Source organism: Sorangium sp. So ce1335 (genome assembly GCF_051521615.1).
In the GTDB taxonomy this organism is placed as follows: domain Bacteria; phylum Myxococcota_A; class Polyangia; order Polyangiales; family Polyangiaceae; genus Sorangium.
In genome coordinates this window covers 647,945-667,751 of record NZ_CP150363.1, presented here as the reverse complement: position 1 = coordinate 667,751, position 19,807 = coordinate 647,945, and the positions used below count along the sequence as shown (strand labels likewise).

Sequence of the window (19,807 nt, the reverse complement as noted above, 5' to 3'; positions counted from 1 at the left end):
CCCCGCAGGCCGCGCAGCGCGAGGTCCCCCTCACCGCAGCAGTCCACGATCATGGCCGGCGGTCCGCGATCTCATTCGGGTGGTGGGGGGAGGGCCCCACGAATCCGAGCGCCGGCCCGCAGCGCAGCGACGCGCGCCCAGACCCAGCTTCCCCGTTCGTGAGGCACTAGCCACCAAGAGGCGCGAGTTCGTGGGAGGGCCCCCCCGCCACCCCCTCCCGCCTCACCCCCACCCCCGCCCGTTGCCTAGCTGCACCCCATGCTGTTACCGCAGTTGAGGCACTTGTAGCAGGCGCCGTTGCGCACGGTGATGTGCCCGCACCCGTCGCAGACCGGCGCGTCGCCCATCATGTCCTCGAGCTGCGCGTCGAGCGCGCTCGCCGTCCGCCCCCCGCCGTCGAGCAGCGCGGTCGCTGTCGAGGTCTGCGTGAACGACGCCACGCCGCTCTCCTGCGCCCGCGACTCGACGGGGTCCTCCATGGCCGAGGTGACCGGCTGCACGTGGGCGAGGTCGTAGCGGTTCAGGTACTCGACCCCGAGCACGCGGAACAGGTAGTCCACGATCGACGTCGAGAACTTCACGTAGTCGTGCCCCTCGACGACGCCCTGCGGCTCGAACCGGGTGAACGTGTACTGCTCGACGAACGTCTCGAGCGGCACGCCGTACTGGAGCCCGATCGACACCGCCATCGCGAAGCAGTTCATCATCGAGCGGAACGCGGCCCCCTCCTTGTGGAGGTCGATGAAGATCTCGCCGAGCGTCCCGTCGTCGTACTCGCCGGTGCGCAGGTAGATCTTGTGACCGCCGACGCGCGCCTCCTGCGTGAAGCCCTTGCGCTTCCTCGGCAGGCGGAACCGCTCCGGCGCCGCCGCCGAGGGCGAGCGCGGGCGCGGCTGGATCGCGGCCGCCGCCTGGAGGACGGGCCCGGCGATCTCGGCCTTGTCGGCCTTGCTCTTCGCGTCCTTGCTCTCGCTCGTGCTCGAGGTCGACGAGAGCGGCTGCGACGCCTTGCAGCCGTCACGGTAGAGCGCGACCGCCTTCAGCCCGAGGCGCCACCCCTCCTCGTAGATGCGCTGCACGTCCTCGACCGTCGCGTCGTTCGGCAGGTTCACGGTCTTCGAGATGGCGCCGGACAGGAACGGCTGCGCCGCGGCCATCATCCGGACGTGCGCCATCGGCGCGAGGTACCGCCGGCCCTTCTTGCCGCAGCGGTTGGCGCAGTCGAACACCGCATAGTGCTCCTCGCGCAGGTGCGGCGCGCCCTCCACCGTCATGCGGCCGATGATCGTCTCGTTCGCCTCCTCGATCTCCGCGGGCGAGAAGCCGAGGTGCTGGAGCAGCGAGAAGCCGAAGCGCGCCCGCGACTCCTTGGAGACGCCGAGCCGGTCGTACGCCTCCTCGCCGAGGATCCACGGGCCGAAGGCGAGATCCAGATCGAACACCCCCGGGATGGCGGCCTCGACCTTCGCGAGGTCGTCGTTCGTGAGCCCCTTCTGCTTGAGCGACGCCCGGTTCACGTGCGGCGCCGCGAGGAGGGTGTTCGTGCCGGAGACGTAGGCGACGATCTCCTGCACCTCGGCCTCGGGGTAGCCGAGCCGCCGGAGCGCCTCGGGCACGGACTGGTTCACGATCTTGAAGTAGCCGCCGCCGGCGAGCTTCTTGAACTTCACGAGCGAGAAGTCGGGCTCGATGCCGGTCGTGTCGCAGTCCATCAGGAGGCCGATGGTGCCGGTCGGCGCGAGCACCGTCGCCTGCGCGTTGCGGTAGCCGTGCTCCTGCCCGATGCGCACCGCCTCGTCCCAGTCGGCGCACGCCGCCCGCCAGAGCGACTCCGGGCAGCGGTCGCGGTCGATCGCGTAGGCGGCGTCGCGGTGCATGCCCATGACCCGGAGCATCGGCTCGCGGTTCCTCGCGAAGCCGGCGAACGGACCCTTCGAGGCGGCCATCTCGGCCGAGACGCGGTACGCGTGGCCGCAGAGGATCGCGGTGAGCGCGCCGGCGACCGCGCGCCCCTGGTCCGAGTCGTACGGGATGCCCTGCAGCATGAGCAGGGTGCCCAGGTTGGCGTAGCCGAGCCCGAGCGGGCGGTAGTCGTGCGAGTTCTTCGCGATGTTCCGCGTCGGGTAGGCCGAGAAGTCGACGAGGATCTCCTGGGCGACGAAGAAGATCCGCACCGCGTGGCGGTAGCCCTCGATGTCGAACGAGCCGTCCTCGCGGAGGAACCGGGTAAGGTTCAGGCTCGCCAGGTTGCAGGCCGAGTCGTCGAGGAACATGTACTCCGAGCACGGGTTCGATGCGTTGATCCGCGCCGTGTTCGGGCAGGTGTGCCAGCGGTTGATCGTCGTGTCGTACTGCACGCCCGGATCGGCGCAGCCCCACGCCGCCTCGGCGATCTGGCGCCAGAGATCCTTGGCGCTCAGCGTGTCGACGACCTCGCCGGTCGTCCGGGCGCGCGTCTCCCACGCCGCGCCCGTCGCCGCCGCGCGCATGAAGTCGTCGCTCACGCGCACCGAGTTGTTCGAGTTCTGCCCGCTGACGGTGTGGTAGGCCTCACCGTTGAAGTCGGACGGGTACCCCGAGGCGATGAGCGCCATCGCCTTCTTCTCCTCGCGGACCTTCCACTGGATGAAGTCGACGATCTCCGGGTGGTCCATGTCGAGGCAGACCATCTTGGCGGCGCGCCGCGTCGTCCCGCCGCTCTTCGTCGCGCCGGCGGCGCGGTCGAACACCTCGAGGAAGCTCATGAGCCCCGAGCTCGTCCCGCCGCCCGATAGCTTCTCCTGCTTGCCGCGGATCGCGCTGAAGTTCGTCCCCGTCCCCGACCCGTACTTGAACAGCCGGGCCTCGGCCTTCACGAGGTCGTAGATGCTCATCAGGTCGTCCTGGACCGCCTGGATGAAGCACGCCGAGCACTGCGGCCGCTCGTAGGCGTTGCGGGTCTCGATGATCTCGTCGACCGCGCCCGCCCGCTGCGCCGACGCGCCCTTCAGGGCGGCGCTGCCGTTCCCCGCGTCGGCGGACGCCTCGTTCCACGCGTAGTTCCCGCCGGATCCCTCGATGCCGTAGCGGTGGTAGAGCCCGCAGTTGAACCAGACGGGCGAGTTGAACGCCCCGTACTGATGGACGAGCAGGTAGGCGAGCTCCGCCTCGAAGGTGTCGGCTTCCTTCGTCGAGGCGAAGTAGCCGCCGAAGTGCTCGCCCGCCTCGCGGATGGTGCGCGCGAGCCGGTGCACGACCTGGCGGACGCTCGTCTCGCCGAGCTCCTTCTTGCCGTGGATCCCGGCCTTGCGGAAGTACTTGGAGACGACGATGTCGGTGGCGAGCTGCGACCAGCCGGCGGGGATCTCGGCCCCTTCCATCTTGAAGACGACCGAGCCGTCGGGGTTGGTGATGACGCTCGAGCGGCGCTCCCAGGTGACCTCGTCGAGCGGGTCCACGCCGCGGTGCGTGAACCGCCGCTCGAACGAAAGCCCGCGCGGCCGCGAGGCCCCCTTCTTCGCAGCCTTCGCGGCCGCGCCGTTGACCTGCGCCCTGGCAGCCCCCCCGGTCACCGGACGGGCCCCTCCTTCTTCCTTCGTCCGTGCCGTCATCTTGCCGTTCCCGGCGGGAAGCTTACCGCCGTCACCCACCACTGCCGACTGGGCCATTTCCAAGTCCTCCTGTGAGCCACCGCACCTGTCGGTGACCCGGGCCGTACCGAAAGCACAAAGAGTTCCCTGGAGACGCCGAGGCGCTCATCGCCTGGATCTCCCACGGGTCCTCGCCGCTTCTCCCCGACTACCTGCTCAAACGTTCCGTTTCCCGAGCAGTGAGCATAGTTTCAGGTCCCATGCCCGAAAGGCGTGAGCTGGCGTTCGGGAGCGCCTGACCGCCCGCTAGTCAAACCCGCGAACGCCCCGTGCGTCAAGGAGAACCGCTACATGTTGGGAGCACGGGCTCAACAGGGCCCACATATAGGGCCTCGTCCGTTCGGCCCGTGTTTCGTAGCGTTCTCTGATCAGTTCTGAACAGCTGCTACCCACCAGGCGCACAGATTACTCACAGCTTTCCCCCGACAAAATTACCTGTCGTTTCGGAAAGCTATCCCACATCTGCGCCCAGGTGCGCGCTGGGGCGGCCGATCTCCGCTGCGGGCTTTCCAGTCGAGGTCAGCCGTCGAGCTCCGCCGCCTCCCCGCAGTACGCGAGCACCCGTTCCCCCTCGCAGTGGATCGCGAGCTCGACCTCCGCCGCGAGCCCCCGCAACCCGACGAGCTCGAGCAGCGTCGGCACCGGCGCCGGCAAGAGCGGCGGCGGCGGGATGTACCGCGACGCCCGCACGATCGCCGGCTCGATGGCCGCCGCCTTCGGCCCGATCATCTGGCGCAGCTCGTGGAGCGCCCGCTCGAACCCGCCGAGCATGTCGACGAGCCCGCGCGCCTGCGCCTCCGCGCCGCTGTAGACGCGCCCCTGCGCGAGCGGCTCGATCTCCTCGACGGGCCGCCTCCGCCCGCGCGCCACGACGCGCAGGAACGTCGCGTAGATCGCGTCGAGCTCGCGCTCCATCACCGACCGCTCCCCCGCGTCGAGGCGGCGCGACGGCGAGAAGAGATCGGCCCGCGCGCCGCGCTTCACCACGTCCGTCGACACGCCGAGCCGCTCGAGCAGCGGGCCGAGCGCGAAGCGCGCCGAGACCACCCCGATGCTCCCCGTGATCGTCTGCGGCTGCGCCACGATCGCGTGCGCCGCCGCCGCCACGTAGTAGCCGCCGCTCGCCGCCACGTTCGACATGCAGGCGACGACCGGCTTCACCTCGGCGAGCCGCGTGACCTCGTGGTGGATCCGGTCCGACGCGAGCGCCGAGCCGCCAGGCGAGTCGATGTGGAGGATCACCCCCCGGATCCGCGGGTTCTGGCGCGCCGCGCGCAGGCTCGCGACGAGCCGCTCCTCGCTCGCCAGCGAGGCGCCCCGGAAGTGGGCGCGGCTGACGATCGCGCCGTGCACCTCGACGACGCCGATGATGGGCCGCGGCCACATCGGCCGCAGCGACAGCGCGCGCCGCGCGCCGAGGTAGCGCGCCGCCGGCACGAGGCGCGCCCTCGCAGGACGATCGGCCGCGTGCGCCGCCCCGCCGGCGCCGCCCTCGGCGCGGCGCGGCGCGGTCGTGCCGGGGAGCAGCCCCGTCGCGAGCATGTGCTCGAGCTCGTCCTCGTACGCGACCGCGTCGACGATGCCCCGCGCCACCGCCTGCTCCGCGCCGAAGGGCGCCTCGTCGATCCACCGCGCGGCCGCCTCGCGCTCGACGCGGCGCCCCTGCGCGAGCGACGCGATCAGATCGACGAGGCGCGCGTCGAGCAGCGCGCCGACCTGCTCGCGCTGCGCCGCGCTCATCGAGTCGCGCACGAGCACCTCGCCGGCGTTCTTGTACATGCCCTTCGCGAACACCTCGGGCTCGACGCCGACCTGCTCCAGCGCGCGGCGCACGTAGCGCCCCTCCACGGCGAACCCGAGCGGCGACACGAGCGTCTCGGGCCCGACGACGACGGCCCGCGCCGCCGACGCGAGCAGGAGCATCGTGTTGTCGGCCCCCATCGGCAGGTACGCCACGAGGTCCTTGCCCCCGGCCCGGATCTCGAGGAGCGCGTCCCGCAGCGACGCGATCACCGCGGGGCCCGCGTGGACCGACCGCATCCGGAGGAGCAGCCCCGCCGGGCGCGGGTCCTTCATCAGGTGCTTGCCCAGCTCCCGGACGCGCTCCACCGACAGCGGCGCCCGCCGCCGGGGTCGCCACCAGAGGGCGAGCCGGACCCGCGGGGGCTGAAGATCGACGACGCGGCCGTCGATTTCGAGGACGACATACCCGCCCCGCGGTGCAGCAAACGCCCAGCGGAGCGCGCTGACCGGGAGCAGCAGCAGGCGGAGGAGGTTGATGAACAGGGCAGCGATCACCGGTGGCTCCTGGGAACGTTCAGGGGAGAGGCAGCGTCCGCCGGCGAGCGGCGGCCAGGCCACGGCGGGGGAGAGCCGGGGAAGACAAGGTGCGCTGGAACGGACCGCGCGGCGCGAGCCCCGGGTCGCCCGGGTGAGCCGGGGCCGCGGGCCTCGCGCCGGCGCCACAAAGAGAGAGCGTGACGCAAGGGGCCACCCTGTGGCTACACTGTCGCGCTAAGTTTCGAAGGGGACGGCGAGCGGATCTCGTTCTACGTCGTGAAGCCGTCGCCCCCTCTCCTACAGACCAGCTCAGCAAGCCGCGGGCCGAAGGCCCCCGGCGCCCTGGGTGGCAGCCCCCCTCCACGGAACGTGCATCCCGAGCAGAGCGCCCCCGCCACGAGCCAGCTCCCCCCGCCAGCCCCGTCCACCTTGCGGCTCGTGCCTCTCGGCGGCCTCGGCGAGGTCGGGATGAACTGCCTCGCGCTGGAGCAGGCGGACGGCCTGCTGCTCATCGACTGCGGCGTGACGTTCCCGAGCTCGGACCTCGGCGTCGACGTCTACCATCCGCGCTTCGATCACGTGCTCGCGCTCCGCGACCGGGTGCGCGGCGTCGTGCTGACCCACGGCCACGAGGACCACATCGGCGGGCTGCCATTCCTCCTGCGCCACCTCGACGTCCCCGTCTGGGGTCCGCCGCACGCGCTGGAGCTCGTGCGGTACCGGCTCGCCGAGCACGCGCTCGACGAGAAGGCGCGGCTCGTGCCGACGCAGGTCGGGCGCGAGGTCGCGATCGGCGGCTTCGTCGTGGAGCCGCTCCGGGTGACGCACTCGATCGTCGACGCCACAGCGCTCGCGATCCGCACGGCCGCGGGGCTCGTCGTCCACACCGGCGACTTCAAGCTGGACCCTGCGCCGCTCGACGGCGAGCCGACGGACGAGGCCCGCTTCCGGGCGCTCGGCAAGGAGGGGGTCCGGCTGCTGCTCTCCGACAGCACGAACGTGGACTCGCCAGGCGAGGCGGGCAGCGAGCGCGACGTCGCCCACGCGCTGGCCGAGCTCGTCGAGACCGCGCGGGCGCGCGTCGTCGTCGGCGTCTTCGCCTCCAACGTCCAGCGCCTGCTCGCCCTCGGGCAGGCCGCGGCCCGCGCGCGCCGCAAGATCTGCCTCCTCGGCCGCAGCGTGCAGACGCACGTGCGGGCCGCCCAGGCCGTGGGGCGGCTGCCGTGGCCGAGCGACCTGCTCGTGCCGCCCGAGGTCGCGTCGTCGATGCCGCGGGAGCGGCTGCTCGTCGTCGCGAGCGGCACCCAGGCCGAGCGGGCGTCCACGCTGACGCGGTTCGCGTCGGGCACGCACCCGCACCTGCGCCTGGAGGAGGGGGATCGGGTGATCCTCTCGAGCCGGGTCATCCCGGGCAACGACCGTCCGGTGGTCGATATGATGGCCGGGCTGCTCCGCCTCGGCGTCGAGCTCGTGACCTGGTCGACGGATCGGCGGGTCCACGCGAGCGGGCACGCGCACCGGACAGAGCAGGCACGCATGATCGAGATGACCGAGCCGCGCAGCTTCCTCCCCGTGCACGGCGCGCTGCACCACCTGACGCGGCACGCGGCGCTCGCGCGGGAGCGCGGCGTGGCCGAGGTGCTCGTCGCCGAGAACGGTCACGTCGTCGAGATCGGCGCGGCGCAGCCGCTCGGGCGGAGCGGCCGGGCCGTCACCGGCCGCGTGGCCACCGCGAACGGCGAGGAGCTCGGGGACGAGGTCCTCCGGGAGCGCGCGAACCTCGGCCGCGCCGGCGTGGCGTTCGTGTCGCTCGTCGTCGACGTCCACGGCGCCCTCGCGGCGCCGCCGCAGGTCCTCGCGCGCGGCGTCACGGGCGAGCTCGAGGGGGGCGCGCTGAGGGCCGCGGCGCGCGCGGTCGCCCAGGCGGTGAACGACTGCGAGCCGCGCGCGCGGCGCCGCGACAACGACATCATCGAGGCGGCGCGGCTCGCGGCGCGCCGGACGATCGAGGCGAAGCTCGGGAGGCGCCCGCTGGTGACGGTGGCGCTCACGCGGCTGTGACGCCCGCGGAGGAGAACGCCTCGCCGCAGGGCGGCGGCGCGGGTGAAGGCGACGCCGCGGCTGAAGGCGACGCCGCGGCTGAAGGCGGCGGCGCGGGCCATGGCGGCGGCGCGGGCCATGGCGGCGGGAAGCTCTCGGCCGCGGACTTCCTGGCGCCGGTGCTGCTCTCGTGCATCGAACGGGTGCGCGCCGACGCGCGGCGCGTCGTCGCCACGAGCGGGCAGGGCGCGGACGCCGAGCCGGACGTCGAGGCGGTGCACGACTTCCGCGTCGCGCTCCGCCGGCTCCGGACGCTGCTCAAGCCCGCGCGCCGCATCTACGGCAAGCGGCGGCTCCGGCCCATCGCGGACGGGCTCCGGGAGCTCGCGCGGGCGACCGGGACGCTGCGCGACGAGGAGGTGCTGCGCGAGACCCTCACCGCGCTCGAGCTGGACGACGGGGCGCGTGGCGCCGTCGACGCCTGGATCGCGCGGCGTTCGCGCCGGGAGCACGACGCGCGAGCGCACATCGTCGATCTGCTGCGGCGGGACCGGCCGGGCGACGCGACGGCGCCGCGCGACGCGGGCGCGCCGAAGGACAACGCGACGGCGCCGGGCGACGCATGCACGCCAAGGGATGACGCGACGGCAGGCAAGCGGCTCCGGCTGGAGAAGCACCTCGCGCGGCTCGAGCGGCGCGTCTCGCACAAGAAGAAGGCGAAGCGGCGCGGCGCCAAGGCGCTCGCGCGGCGAACGATCGTCGACGCCCTGGACGACGTGCGCGCGCTCGCGGCGACCGAGCCGAGCGACGGCGCGGGCATGCACGCGCTCCGGATCCGCTTCAAGCGGCTGCGCTACTCCGCCGAGACGTTCTCTCCGCTCTTCGGCGAGCGCGCCGAGCGCACGGCGAAGTCCGCGGCGCGGCTCCAGCGCCGCCTCGGCCAGCTCCACGACGTCGACGAGGCGCTCGCGCAGATGAGGAACGCCGAAGGGCTGTCGCCCGACGAGCGCGCGGCCGTCACCGGCGCGCTCAGCGCAGAGCGGGCGCGGATCGCCCACAAGGCGACCGAGGAGCTCGCGCAGGAGCTCGAGACGCTCGCGGCGCTCTGGTCGGACGAGCCTCCGACGCCCCCGCCAGGGTGACGCGGCGCGCGGCGCGCAGCGCAGCACGGAGCACCGCGGCAAGGGCGCCGCGGACGGGCCTGCAGGCTCCGGCTGCGGAGCCCGCGAAGAGGGCAGGCGGTTCGTGATACCGTCGCCAGGGCTTCATTTCCGAGGCGAAGCTCGCCGATCCCGGAGGTCGTGTTGCGCCGCTGTGCCTTCCCAAGCGTCACCGCGCTCGTCGCTCTCCTCGCGGCGAGCGCCTGCACCCAGGACTTCGACCAGTTCAACCCCCTGCCCTCCCCGGGCTCGTCCGGGAGCTCGGGCGGCGGCGGTCAGACGGCGGCCACCTCGGGCAGCGGCGCGGGCGGCGCCGAGCAATGCACGAACGGCGACGACGACGACCGCGACGGCGCGGTCGACTGCGCCGACGATGACTGCGCCGGGTTCGCCTGCGTCGCCGTCCCCGAGGGCTGGGAGGGGCCCGGCATCCTCTACGCGGGCCCGGACGCCGCGGACGTCGACTGCCCCGCGGGCTTTCCCATGCGCGTGGACGTGGGCGGCCGCGGTCCGCTCGACGAGCCGGCGACCTGCAGCCCGTGCGAATGCGGCGCGCCGACCGTGGCGTGCGAGGCGCCCAGGGCCACGGTGTACCGGGGCGAGGCGTGCGACGGGTCGAGCGCGACGCTGTCGGTTCCTGTCGATGGATGCTTCGTCGTGGAAGGCATCGATCCCGGCAGCTACCGCGCGCAGGCGCCCGACGTCGACACGGCGCGCTGCGAGGCGTCCGGCGGCGAGGCGACGCTGCCGCCGCCGCGCTTCGCGACCGAGGGGCTCGTGTGCGCCCCCAGGGCGGACACCGGCGGCTGCGCGGCGGGCGAAGCCTGCGCCCCGCGGGACATCGACGCGCCGTTCGAGCCGGGCGTCTGCATCTGGCGGGAGGGCGAGCGGCGCTGCCCCGACGGGTTCGACGAGCGGCACGAGTTCGCGAGCTCCGTGGACGACGACCGCGGGTGCACGCGGTGCACGTGCGACGCGGACGGCGTGGGCTGCGCGGCGACGCTGACCTTCTTCCAGAGGGACGGTTGCGAGAGGCCGATCGCGACCGCCTCCTTCGACGGCGCGTGCGCCGAGGACATCCCCGCTGCCGCCTCCCTGTCGCTCGAGGTGACCCCGACCGGCGACTGTCAGCCGCGCGGCGGCGCCCCTACCGGAGAGATCGAGGAAGGCGACGACAAGATCACCGTCTGCTGCGCCCGCTGAGCGGCGGCGCGCGGTCGCCCCCCGCGCCGCGCGACGCGGAGCGGCGTCGCGCGGCGGCCGACGCGGCTACTGCCGGAAGATCTCGACGCTCTCGAGGACGACGTCCTGGTTCGGCCGATCGCGCGTCGTCGCGACGTTGGCGATGCGGTGGACGACGTCCAGGCCGCTCACGACCTTGCCGAACACCGCGTGCCGGTTGTCGAGGTGCGGCGTGGGCCCCTCGGTGATGAACCACTGCGCGCCGTTCGTGTTCTTGCCGGAGTTCGCCATCGAGAGCACGCCGGCGCTGTCGTGCCGCAGCTCGGGGTGGAACTCGTCCGCGAACTTGTAGCCAGGGCCGCCGGTGCCCCAGAGCGGCGCCTTCTCCGGGTAGCGCGAGAGCGGATCGCCGCACTGGATCATGAAGCCGGAGATGACGCGGTGAAAGCGGACGCCGTCGTAACAGGGCGTGCCCTGCATGCCCTTGCCGCTCACCGGGTCTTTCCAGCTGATGGCGCCGGTGGCGAGGCCGACGAAGTTCTTGACCGTCTCGGGCGCGCGCTTCTCCTCGAGCCGGATGGTGATGTCGCCGAGCGAGGTCTTCAGTCGGGCGTGCAGCTCGCCGGTGCCGGGCACGTTGATCGGGGGGAATTCCATCGGGCCTTCTCCTGTTCCTTGCCGCCGGGGCGGCGACGTCAGCCGAATCAGCCGGAGAGGAGAGCCGCGCGGCCCCCCTGCTGCGGTCTGGTGCCGCGGTCTTAGCGCATCTCGCGCCGCGGGAGACCGGCGAAGTTGCCTCAGGCGCGCTCGAAGAGCGTCGCGATGCCCTGGCCGACGCCGACGCACAGCGAGGCGACCCCGACCTTGGCGCCGCGCGCACGCATCGCATGCACGAGCGTGCACGCGATGCGCGCGCCCGAGCAGCCGATGGGATGTCCGAGCGCGATCGATCCGCCGCGCACGTTCACGCGCGCCGGGTCGAGCTCCAGCGCCCGCGAGCACGCGAGCGCCTGCGCGGCGAACGCCTCGTTGAGCTCGAACAGATCCACGTTGGGCACGCGCAGCCCGGTCCGCTGGAGGAGCTTCTTCACGGCAGGGATCGGCCCCTCCCCCATCAGGTTGGGATCCACCCCCGCGGTCGCTGTCGCGACGACGCGCGCGATCGGCGTCGCGCCGGCGGCCTGGACGGCGTCGCTCGAGGCGAGCAGGAGGGCGGCGGCGCCGTCGTTGAGCGGCGACGAGTTGCCCGCCGTGACGGACCCGCCCTCGCGGAAGGCCGGCTTGAGCTTCGACAGCGCCTCGAGCGAGGCGTCGGCGCGCACCGACTCGTCGCGCTCGAACAGGACGGGATCGCCCTTCTTCTGCGGGACGGGGACAGGGACGACCTCGGCGGCGAAGCCCCCCGCCTCCCAGGCGAGCGTCGCGCGCTCGTGGGACAGCAGCGCGAACCGGTCCTGCTCCTCGCGGCTGATACCGTGCTTCTTGGCCACGTTCTCGGCCGTCTCGCCCATCGACTGGAGCTCGAACCGCGCGGCCATCCTCGGGTTCGGGTAGCGCCAGCCGAGCGTCGTGTCGTAGACGGCCGGCGCGCTCCGGTCGAACCGCTCGGCCTGCTTGGGCATCGAGAACGGCGCGCGCGTCATGCTCTCGACGCCGCCCGCGATCGCGCAGTCGGCCTCGCCCGTCGCGATCAGGCGCGCGGCGTCGGCCACCGCCTCGAGCCCCGAGCCGCAGAGGCGGTTCACCGTCACGCCCGGGACCTCGTACGGGAGCCCGGCGAGCAGGGCGGCCATGCGCGCGACGTTGCGGTTGTCCTCTCCGGCCTGGTTCGTCGCGCCGAAGACGACCTGATCGAGGCGCGGCGCGAGCGAGGATTGACGGCGCACGAGGGCGTCGATGACGAACGCCGCGAGGTCGTCGGGGCGGACCATCGCCAGGGCGCCGGCGTAACGGGCGATCGGGGTCCGGACGGCGTCGACGACGAAGACGGGGCGGAGAGCAACGGCCATGAAGCGAGCGTAGCTTCGCCTCGTGAAGGCGCCGTTGAAGATCGCGTGCGCTCGACGTCGGCTCGACGTCGGCTCGACGTCTGATTCCGCGTCCGTTCGGCGCGGCCCGCTGCGATGTTGCGTCCGCCTGCCGGAGGGCGCCGCGCCGGGCGCAGTCCGCCGGCCCGCCCCTTTCGCAGGCGGGCTTACACGCCCCTGCATCGATTCAACTCGGCTGCCCGATATTCACCGGACACCACCCTGCCTCGATATCCGGAGATGGCAGGAGCGACAGGACACGGTCGCTCCGGCGAGCCCGATTCGCCGGACCCGGGCTCGAACGCGACCGAGCCAGCCGATCCGTTCGGTACGTCGTGAGCGCTCGAGGCCTGAGCGCCGAGGAGACGGCAGCGGCTCAGTAGCTGTCGCTCGACCCGCCGCCGCCGGAGCGACCACCGCCGCCGCCGCCGAACCCGGAGCCGCCGCCGAACCCGGAGCCGCCGCGGCCGCCGCCACCGCGACCGCCGCCCCGGAAGAGGATCGCCTGCAGGGCGAACCACAGGAACCAGCGGAAGATGGGCGAGATGAGCGCGAGCAGCAGCGCTGCCACGACGGCGATGACCGTGACGCCGACCTTGATCGGCGAGACCGGGGTGGGCGCCGGTTGCGCGCCAGGGGCCGGTCGCCGCTCCTCCTCGGGCGTCCCGGCGATGAGCGCCCGGGCGATCTCTGTCGTCCCCTGATCGATGGCGTCGCGGAAACGATCCTGCCGGAGCAGCGGGTTGATCGTCTGCCGGATGATGTCGTTCGACTGGAGATCCGTCAGCGCTCCGCCCACGCCCTTGCCCGTCTCGATGCGGACGCGGCGCTCGGAAGGGGCGATCACCAGGAGGACGCCGTTGTCGGCCCCCCGCTGGCCGAGCTGCCACGTGTTGAAGGCCTCGTAGGCGACGTCCTCGATCGTCTCCCCTTCGAGCGATCCGGCCACGAAGGCGACGATCTCGAACCCGGTCTGGCGGCGGATGCGGTCGAGCTTGGCGTCGAGGGTGCGAATGTCGGCCGGGTCGAGGCGCCCCGCCGTGTCGACGACGTGCCCCGTGAGCGCCGGCGGCTTGAAGTCGGCGAGGGCGGGCCGGGCGACGAGCGCGCAGACGAGCGCGACGGCGGCCGCGACGGCGCGGACCACGGCCCGCAGCCGCACGCCGCTCGAGACCACCGGGCGCATCGCCGCCTCCCTCATCAGAACGAAACCTTGGGCGCCGATTGCACCTCGGGAGAGGCGGTGAAGTACACGCGCGGCTTGAACGGCTGACCCGTGGCCTTGTTCACCACCTGGCCCCGGATCTTCAGGAGCTCCGCGTTGTACTCGCGCGCCGCCTGGTTGTACTCCTCGCGCGCCCGGAGGATCCGGTTCTCGATGCCCTCGAGCTGGACCTGGAGGCCATGGAAGCTCTGGTTCGCCTTGAGATCGGGATATTGCTCCTGCACGACGAGGAGCCGTGAGAGCGAGCCGCTGAGCTGCTCCTGCGCCTTCTGGAAGGCCTGCACCTTCTCGGGATCGGTCAGGTCCTCCGCCTTGAGCTGGATGCTCGTGGCGCGGGCGCGCGCCTCGGCGACGCTCGCCAGCGTCTGCTCCTCGTGCTTGGCCGACGCCTTCACGACCGCCACGAGGTTCGGGACGAGATCGTAGCGGCGCTGGAGGTTCGCCTCGAGATCCGACCACTTCTGGGCCGCGATCTGATCCTTCTCCACGAGCACGTCGTAACGCTGGCAGCCGATCGCCGACACCATGAGGGCGAGCACCGCCAGGAAAAGGGGAACCACCGTCAGGCGCTTCCGGAACGACAATTGGTGAACAATCCGCATGACTGACTCCAGGGTCGCTTGCTTCACCGCTCGGGGTAGACGCGGTTCGTCGCCATGCAAGACCTCGGCCCCGGTGCGCCCGCAGGCGCCGTACGGTCCGGAGCGACGGTGACGTGATAGCCTCTCGCGCTGCGATCACGCCCCAGCCTTCCCCTGCAGGCGGGCCACAGGCGTGGCGCACCGCCACAGTCGACGGACCCGATGAGCCACCGCATCGCAGCCCATTCGCTCAGCCCCGCAGCGTATGCGCCGTTCGGCGACGTCCTCATGGCCGCGCCGCACGGACAGGCGGGCAAGCCGGCCAACCAGGGGACGGCCCGCCGCTTCGATCACCTCGCGGCGCTGGAGAACCTCCGTCCCGGGCGCGCCGCGCTGAACGTCTCGGTGTTTCGCTGCGCGCCCCGGACGACCTTTCCGATCCCGATCGCGCTGCTCGAGAAGCACCCCGGCTCGACGCAGGCGTTCGTGCCGATGACAGCGCGCCGCTACCTCGTCGTCGTCGCGCTGGGCGGCGACCGGCCCGACCTCGGCACGCTCGCCGCCTTCATCGCCAACGGCGCGCAGGGCATCACCTATCGCCCCGGCGTGTGGCACCACCCGATGATCGCGCTCGACGCCGAGACCGACTTCGTCTGCATGGTCTGGGAAGACGGATCTCCCGGCGACTGCGCCGTCGTCGCGTACGACGAGGCCGAGCAGGTCGCGATCGCGCTCGACCCCTGATCCCCGGACCTCTCCTGCGTCGCCGCCGGTCCTGCGACGCGCGGCGCCGGCGCCGCAGGCGCGACCGCGGCGGCGGAGGCCGCTCCCTCCGCGCCGCGCCCCTCCGCGCCGCGCCACCTCGCGCGCGGCGCCGCAGCCTCCGGGCGCGCGCCGCGCTATAGAGGCGGCCCGACCCGTCATGCGCCGCTCGACCCCCAATTGCTCGTTCGTCGCGCAGGAGCAGCGAAGGCTGCTCGCCGCGCTCGATGTCCTCGACGTCGCCGCCGTCGCCCGCATCCTCGAGGAGTTCGTCACCAGCGAGCGCAGGGCGCGGCTACGCGGCGTCATCGCGGCGCGGCTCGACGCGGTCACCGTGGCCATGGACGCGCCGCACGACCCGCACAACGGGGCCGCCGTGCTCCGGTCCTGCGACGCGTTCGGCCTGCAGCGGCTGCACATCATCGAGCGGGCCGAGCCCTTCCTCGTCTCGAACACCGTCTCGCGCGGCTCGGAGCGCTGGGTCGACGTGAACGCGCACGCGACGACGGAGGCCGCGGTGGCCGCGCTCCGCGCCTCGGGGCACGAGCTCGTGGCGACCCACCCGGACGGCGAGCTGACGCCGCGCGACCTCTCGAGCATCCCGCGGCTCGCGCTGGTGCTCGGCAACGAGCGCGACGGCATCCGCCCCGACCTCGCCGCCGCCTGCGCCCGCGCCGTGCGCGTCCCGATGCGCGGCTTCGCGGAGAGCCTCAACGTGAGCGTGACCGCGGCGATCCTCCTCGAGCACGCGACGAACGGCCGCCCGGGCGATCTGCCCGAGCCCTACCAGAGCCGGCTCTACGCCCGCGCGCTGGTGCTCACCGTGCCGCACGCCGCGGAGATCCTGGCCGCGCGGGGCATGCACCTGCCGTCGCCGCTCGGGGGGCCGCCCCCGCCCCCGCCGAAGCCGCGCGGCCCGAAGCCGCGCCGGCCAGCGCTGCCGGGGGCCGGAGAGCGCGGCGCGGGCGCCCCCGAGGAGCGCGAAGGTGGCTAGCATGCAGCCCCCCATGCGAAGCCCCGTTCCCCCGCGGCGCGCCCGCCGCGCCCGCGGCGCCGTCCCGCCCCTGCCGGCCCCCCGCGGCCTCCGCGCGCGCCTCGCCGCTGCCTGCGCGGCGCTCGCCTCCCCGCGCGCGGCGCTCGCCTTCCCGCGCGCGGCCGCGCCGCTCGCCCTGCTGCTCGCGGGCTGCATCGAGGTGCCGCCGCCCCCGCCGAGGCCGCCGCTCGAGCCGAAGGACCTCCAGGTCTCCGAGGGCGTCGGGCTCGAGATGGCCTGTACGCCGACGGGCGTCGAGCTCTGCTTCGACGCCCGCGACAACAACTGCAACGGCGTCATCGACGAGGGGTGCGGGCTCCACACCGGGATCCTCCAGTTCACGATCGCCTGGGAGGAGCCCGAGGCCGACGTCGACCTCAACGTCTACGACCCGACGGGAGAGCTCGCCCGCATCGGCGAGCCGACCGCGAGCGGCCTCATGAAGGACCGCGATTGCCCGCGCGCGAGCGGCGAGTGCCAGGAGCAGAACGTGGAGAACGTCTTCCTCACCGAGGGCGAGCCGGTCCGGGGCCGCTACCGCGTCGTCGTGCGGCTCGACAAGCTGAACGACGCGACCGCTCCCATCCGCGTCCGCCTGAGCGCGCGGATCGGCCAGCGCTCGTACAGCATGGCGCTCGACCTGTCCCCGTCCGCCTCGACCGAGGAGAAGAGCGTCGAGTTCACGCTCTGAACCCCTGGCGAGGCGCGCCTGCCGTGGTCACAACGCGACCACGCCCCCCGCGCATCCGGCCTATCCGCCCTCGCGGCAACCGTGCGCGAGCAACGCGAACCGCGCGAGAGACGACGCGCGCGCGAGCGCTCCGCGCGCGCCTCGCGGCCGCCGCGCGGTTGACGTCCGCCGCTCCCCCACCTTAAAAGACATGGCCATTTTACACTCGGAGATGTCCCGCGAATGAATCCCACGTGGATGCTCACATTGCTCGTCGGCCTCTTCGCCGCCTTTGCGTGGAGCGCCAACCGGCGTTGGCAGCTCCTCAAGGTCGGGCGCGGGGAAAGCCGGCTCGATCGGATCGCCGAGCGCCTCAAGGGCACCTGGGAGTACGCCTTCCGGCAGCGGAAGATGGGTTACTACCCGCTCGCCGGGCTGGCGCATAAGCTCATCTTCTTCGGATTCCTCGTTCTCCTGCTCCGCACGCTGATCCTGTGGGGCCGCGGCTTCGACCCGGCGTTCGACCTCTGGATCCTGGGGCACCAGCCCGTGCAGCTTCCGGGCATCGGCGCGGTGCCGCTCGGGGGCATCTACGAGTTCGTGAAGGACGTCATGGCGACGCTGGTCGTCGCCGGCGCGCTCGTGTTCATCTACTACCGGGCGATCAGGCGCGAGCGGCGCATGACCCTGTCCGGCGAGGGGCTGCTCATCCTCGGCATCATCCTCACGATGATGGTGAGCGACATGCTCTACGACGGCGCCGCGATGGCGCTGCACCACCGGTGGTCGACGATGACGTGCGCCCCCGGCGACGCGGCGCTCTGCGAGCGCATCGCGACGGTCACGGCCCCGTTCGCCGGCGTCCCCGCGGATCCGGCGGCGCTCCGCTGGCACCTCTTCCCCGCCCCGGCGGGGTCGCTCTTCGGCGTGCTCCTCGGCGGCGCCAGCCCGGGGACCCTCGTCGTCCTCGCGCACGTCGGGTTCTGGACGCACGTCACGCTGGTGCTCGTGTTCCTCAACCTGCTGCCGCACTCGAAGCACTTCCACATCATCACGGCGATCCCGAACGTCTTCGCGCGCAACCTCGACCCGCGCGGCCGGCTGCCGCTCGTCGCGGGCAGCGCCGAGGCGATCGGCGAGATGGTCATGAAGGCCGCCGAGGAGCCCGAGAAGGCCGAGCCGGTCGGCGTGGGCCGCATCGAGGACTTCACCTGGAAGGCGATCCTCGACTTCTACACGTGCACCGAGTGCGGCCGCTGCACCGACAACTGTCCGGCCCACAAGACGGGCAAGATGCTGAGCCCCAAGCAGCTCACGCTCGACCTGCGCGACCACCTGTACGGCCGGGAGAGCGAGTTCATCAACAGGCCGGGCGGCCCGAGGGGCGCCGCCGCGAACGGCCACGCCCAGGCGAACGGACAGCCCGGCGACGGGGCGGCGACGGACGGCCAGGGCGCCGAGGCGCAGGCCGAGCAAGCGGAGCAGGCCGCGCCGGAGAACCCGGTCCCGAGCCCCGAGCCCGCGTACAAGCCGGTCGACCTCGTGGCGAACGTCGTCCACCCGGACGTGCTCTGGGCGTGCACGACGTGCCGCGCCTGCGAGGAGCAGTGCCCGGTGATGATCAGCTACGTCGACAAGATCGTCTCCATGCGCCGCCACCTCGTCATGGTGAAGGGCGAGTTCCCGGCCGAGCTCGGCAATCCGTTCAACGCGATGGAGGTCAACGGCAACCCCTGGAACCTCGCGCGCATCGATCGCGGCAACTGGGCCGAGGGGCTCGAGGTCCCGACCATGGCGGAGAAGCCGCAGGCGCCCGTGCTCTACTGGGTCGGCTGCGCGGCGAGCTACGACGACCGCGCGAAGAAGATCGCGCGCGCGACAGCCCGGCTGCTGAAGGCCGCCGGCGTCGACTTCGCGATCCTCGGCCAGGAGGAGACGTGCACCGGCGACCCGGCGCGCCGCGCGGGGAACGAGTACCTCTTCGCGATGCTCGCCGAGCAGAACGCCGCGACCCTGAACGGCTACAAGGAGCAGGGGGGCATCCGGAAGATCATCACGACCTGCCCGCACTGCTTCAACACGCTCGCCAACGAGTACCCCGATTTCGGCGCGAAGTTCGAGGTCGTGCACCACACCGACTTCCTCCTCGGCCTCGTCGCCGAGAAGAAGCTCGTCCCGAAGAAGCCGGTCCAGGGCAAGGTCGTCTTCCACGACTCCTGCTACCTCGGCCGCTACAACGACGTGTACGAGCAGCCGCGCGACATCCTGAAGAGCATCCCCGGCGTCCAGCTCGTCGAGGCCGAGGGGTGGAACCGGCAGAAGGGGCTCTGCTGCGGCGCCGGCGGCGCGCAGATGTGGATGGAGGAGCAGAACAAGGACCGCGTGAACGTCAAGCGGACGCTGCAGCTCCTCCAGACCGAGGCGAAGACGATCGCGACCGCCTGCCCGTTCTGCCAGACGATGATCACGGACGGCCTCAAGGATCAGTCCAAGGAGGACTCGATCCGCCAGCTCGACGTCGTCGAGCTGCTCGAAGAGAGCTGCGCCCTCGACCGCCCGGCCGGCAGCCGCGCGGCCTCCGCGCAAGAGGCCGCCGATACGGCCGCGTCCGCCAGCGCCTAGACCCCTCCCAGTTCTGCTGCGAGCGCACGCGGGACCGCCGCGCCGTGAGGACCACGGCGCACGATCCCGCGTGTTTCCCCACATTTACGCCCTGGAGCAAGCCTGACGGAGATCAGGAGCAGCCTTCTCGTGCGTCCCGTCTCGGCCTGAGCTAGATTCGGCCGTGCCGCCGGAGGTGGATGTGATTGAAGGCGCTCTGAAGGGGACAGCAAACCTGGACCCCCGCCCTACGCCGGAAGGGACCGCGAACGCGGATTACCGGCTCACCGGGACATTGACTCACCCGATCTGCATCTCGGTCGACGCGGTCGCCGACAGCGCGCTGCGCGCGCGCCAGGCGGCCTCGGGCGCAACGGAGCTCCGCTGCGACGTGTGCGAAACGGCCATCGAGGGCGAGCCCGCCGGGCGCGGCCTCTATGTGTGGTCGCGCGGCGACGAGCTCCGGTTCGAGGAGCCCGCCCTGTGCGGCGGCTGCGCCGTCGCCATCGGGATGACCGCGCTGTCCGCCTGGAACGTCGAGGAAGAAGAGGGCTGAGCCCGCTCCTGCGGCCCGCCGAGCGGCGCGGGCCGCGCCGCCGCCCGGCGGCCTGTGCTCC

General features: G+C 72.6%; 14 protein-coding genes. 8 read left to right on the top strand and 6 right to left on the bottom strand.

All coding sequences use genetic code 11. The features are described 5' to 3' along the window. Nucleotides 1–245: 245 nt before the first annotated feature. Together WMF24_RS02375 and sppA are read right to left on the bottom strand one after the other, a co-directional pair. Complete coding sequence (locus tag WMF24_RS02375) at nucleotides 246–3,647, bottom strand: vitamin B12-dependent ribonucleotide reductase (RefSeq protein WP_437734712.1); 3,402 nt, start codon at nucleotides 3,645–3,647, stop codon at nucleotides 246–248. Between the two features lie 501 nt (nucleotides 3,648–4,148). Next, nucleotides 4,149–5,927: a signal peptide peptidase SppA gene (gene sppA, locus WMF24_RS02370; RefSeq protein ID WP_437734711.1), complete on the bottom strand. Its 1,779-nt coding sequence runs from the start codon at nucleotides 5,925–5,927 to the stop codon at nucleotides 4,149–4,151. A gap of 420 nt (nucleotides 5,928–6,347) precedes the next feature. Between sppA and WMF24_RS02365 the strand changes: the two genes are divergently transcribed. The 3 genes from WMF24_RS02365 (at nucleotide 6,348) to WMF24_RS02355 (ending at nucleotide 10,312) form a co-directional block, all read left to right on the top strand. Further along, on the top strand, nucleotides 6,348–7,970 hold the full coding sequence (locus WMF24_RS02365; RefSeq protein WP_437738750.1) for a ribonuclease J: 1,623 nt from the start codon (nucleotides 6,348–6,350) through the stop codon (nucleotides 7,968–7,970). Then, nucleotides 7,967–9,091, top strand: coding sequence for a CHAD domain-containing protein (locus WMF24_RS02360; protein ID WP_437734710.1), 1,125 nt, complete (start codon nucleotides 7,967–7,969; stop codon nucleotides 9,089–9,091). The genes WMF24_RS02365 and WMF24_RS02360 overlap by 4 nt, the downstream gene beginning before the upstream one ends. A 162-nt stretch (nucleotides 9,092–9,253) precedes the next feature. Further along, nucleotides 9,254–10,312, top strand: coding sequence for a hypothetical protein (locus tag WMF24_RS02355; protein ID WP_437734709.1), 1,059 nt, complete (start codon nucleotides 9,254–9,256; stop codon nucleotides 10,310–10,312). A gap of 66 nt (nucleotides 10,313–10,378) precedes the next feature. On the opposite strand, the gene WMF24_RS02350 is transcribed toward WMF24_RS02355, so the two are convergent. From WMF24_RS02350 to WMF24_RS02335, 4 genes are all read right to left on the bottom strand, one after another. Beyond that, a complete protein-coding gene (locus tag WMF24_RS02350; protein WP_437734708.1) occupies nucleotides 10,379–10,948 on the bottom strand; it encodes a peptidylprolyl isomerase in 570 nt (189 codons plus the stop codon). Nucleotides 10,949–11,088: 140 nt separating this feature from the next. Then, nucleotides 11,089–12,300, bottom strand: a complete 1,212-nt coding sequence (locus WMF24_RS02345; RefSeq protein ID WP_437734707.1) for a thiolase family protein — start codon at nucleotides 12,298–12,300, stop codon at nucleotides 11,089–11,091. 394 nt (nucleotides 12,301–12,694) lie between these two features. Further along, nucleotides 12,695–13,504: a TPM domain-containing protein gene (locus tag WMF24_RS02340; protein ID WP_437734706.1), complete on the bottom strand. Its 810-nt coding sequence runs from the start codon at nucleotides 13,502–13,504 to the stop codon at nucleotides 12,695–12,697. A 14-nt stretch (nucleotides 13,505–13,518) separates the two neighbouring features. Next, a complete protein-coding gene (locus tag WMF24_RS02335) occupies nucleotides 13,519–14,103 on the bottom strand; it encodes a LemA family protein (RefSeq protein ID WP_437734705.1) in 585 nt (194 codons plus the stop codon). A gap of 243 nt (nucleotides 14,104–14,346) precedes the next feature. Here WMF24_RS02335 and WMF24_RS02330 point away from each other — a divergent pair, with 243 nt between their 5' ends. From WMF24_RS02330 to WMF24_RS02310, 5 genes are all read left to right on the top strand, one after another. Next, a complete protein-coding gene (locus tag WMF24_RS02330) occupies nucleotides 14,347–14,868 on the top strand; it encodes an ureidoglycolate lyase (RefSeq protein WP_437734704.1) in 522 nt (173 codons plus the stop codon). Between the two features lie 178 nt (nucleotides 14,869–15,046). Further along, nucleotides 15,047–15,880 (top strand): TrmH family RNA methyltransferase, encoded by an 834-nt coding sequence (locus tag WMF24_RS02325; protein ID WP_437734703.1) that lies wholly within the window; start codon nucleotides 15,047–15,049, stop codon nucleotides 15,878–15,880. Nucleotides 15,881–15,893: 13 nt separating this feature from the next. Beyond that, nucleotides 15,894–16,610, top strand: a complete 717-nt coding sequence (locus WMF24_RS02320) for a hypothetical protein (protein ID WP_437734702.1) — start codon at nucleotides 15,894–15,896, stop codon at nucleotides 16,608–16,610. 222 nt (nucleotides 16,611–16,832) lie between these two features. Continuing rightward, nucleotides 16,833–19,211: a (Fe-S)-binding protein gene (locus WMF24_RS02315; RefSeq protein WP_437734701.1), complete on the top strand. Its 2,379-nt coding sequence runs from the start codon at nucleotides 16,833–16,835 to the stop codon at nucleotides 19,209–19,211. 181 nt (nucleotides 19,212–19,392) lie between these two features. Continuing rightward, complete coding sequence (locus WMF24_RS02310; RefSeq protein ID WP_437734700.1) at nucleotides 19,393–19,746, top strand: hypothetical protein; 354 nt, start codon at nucleotides 19,393–19,395, stop codon at nucleotides 19,744–19,746. Nucleotides 19,747–19,807: the final 61 nt, after the last annotated feature.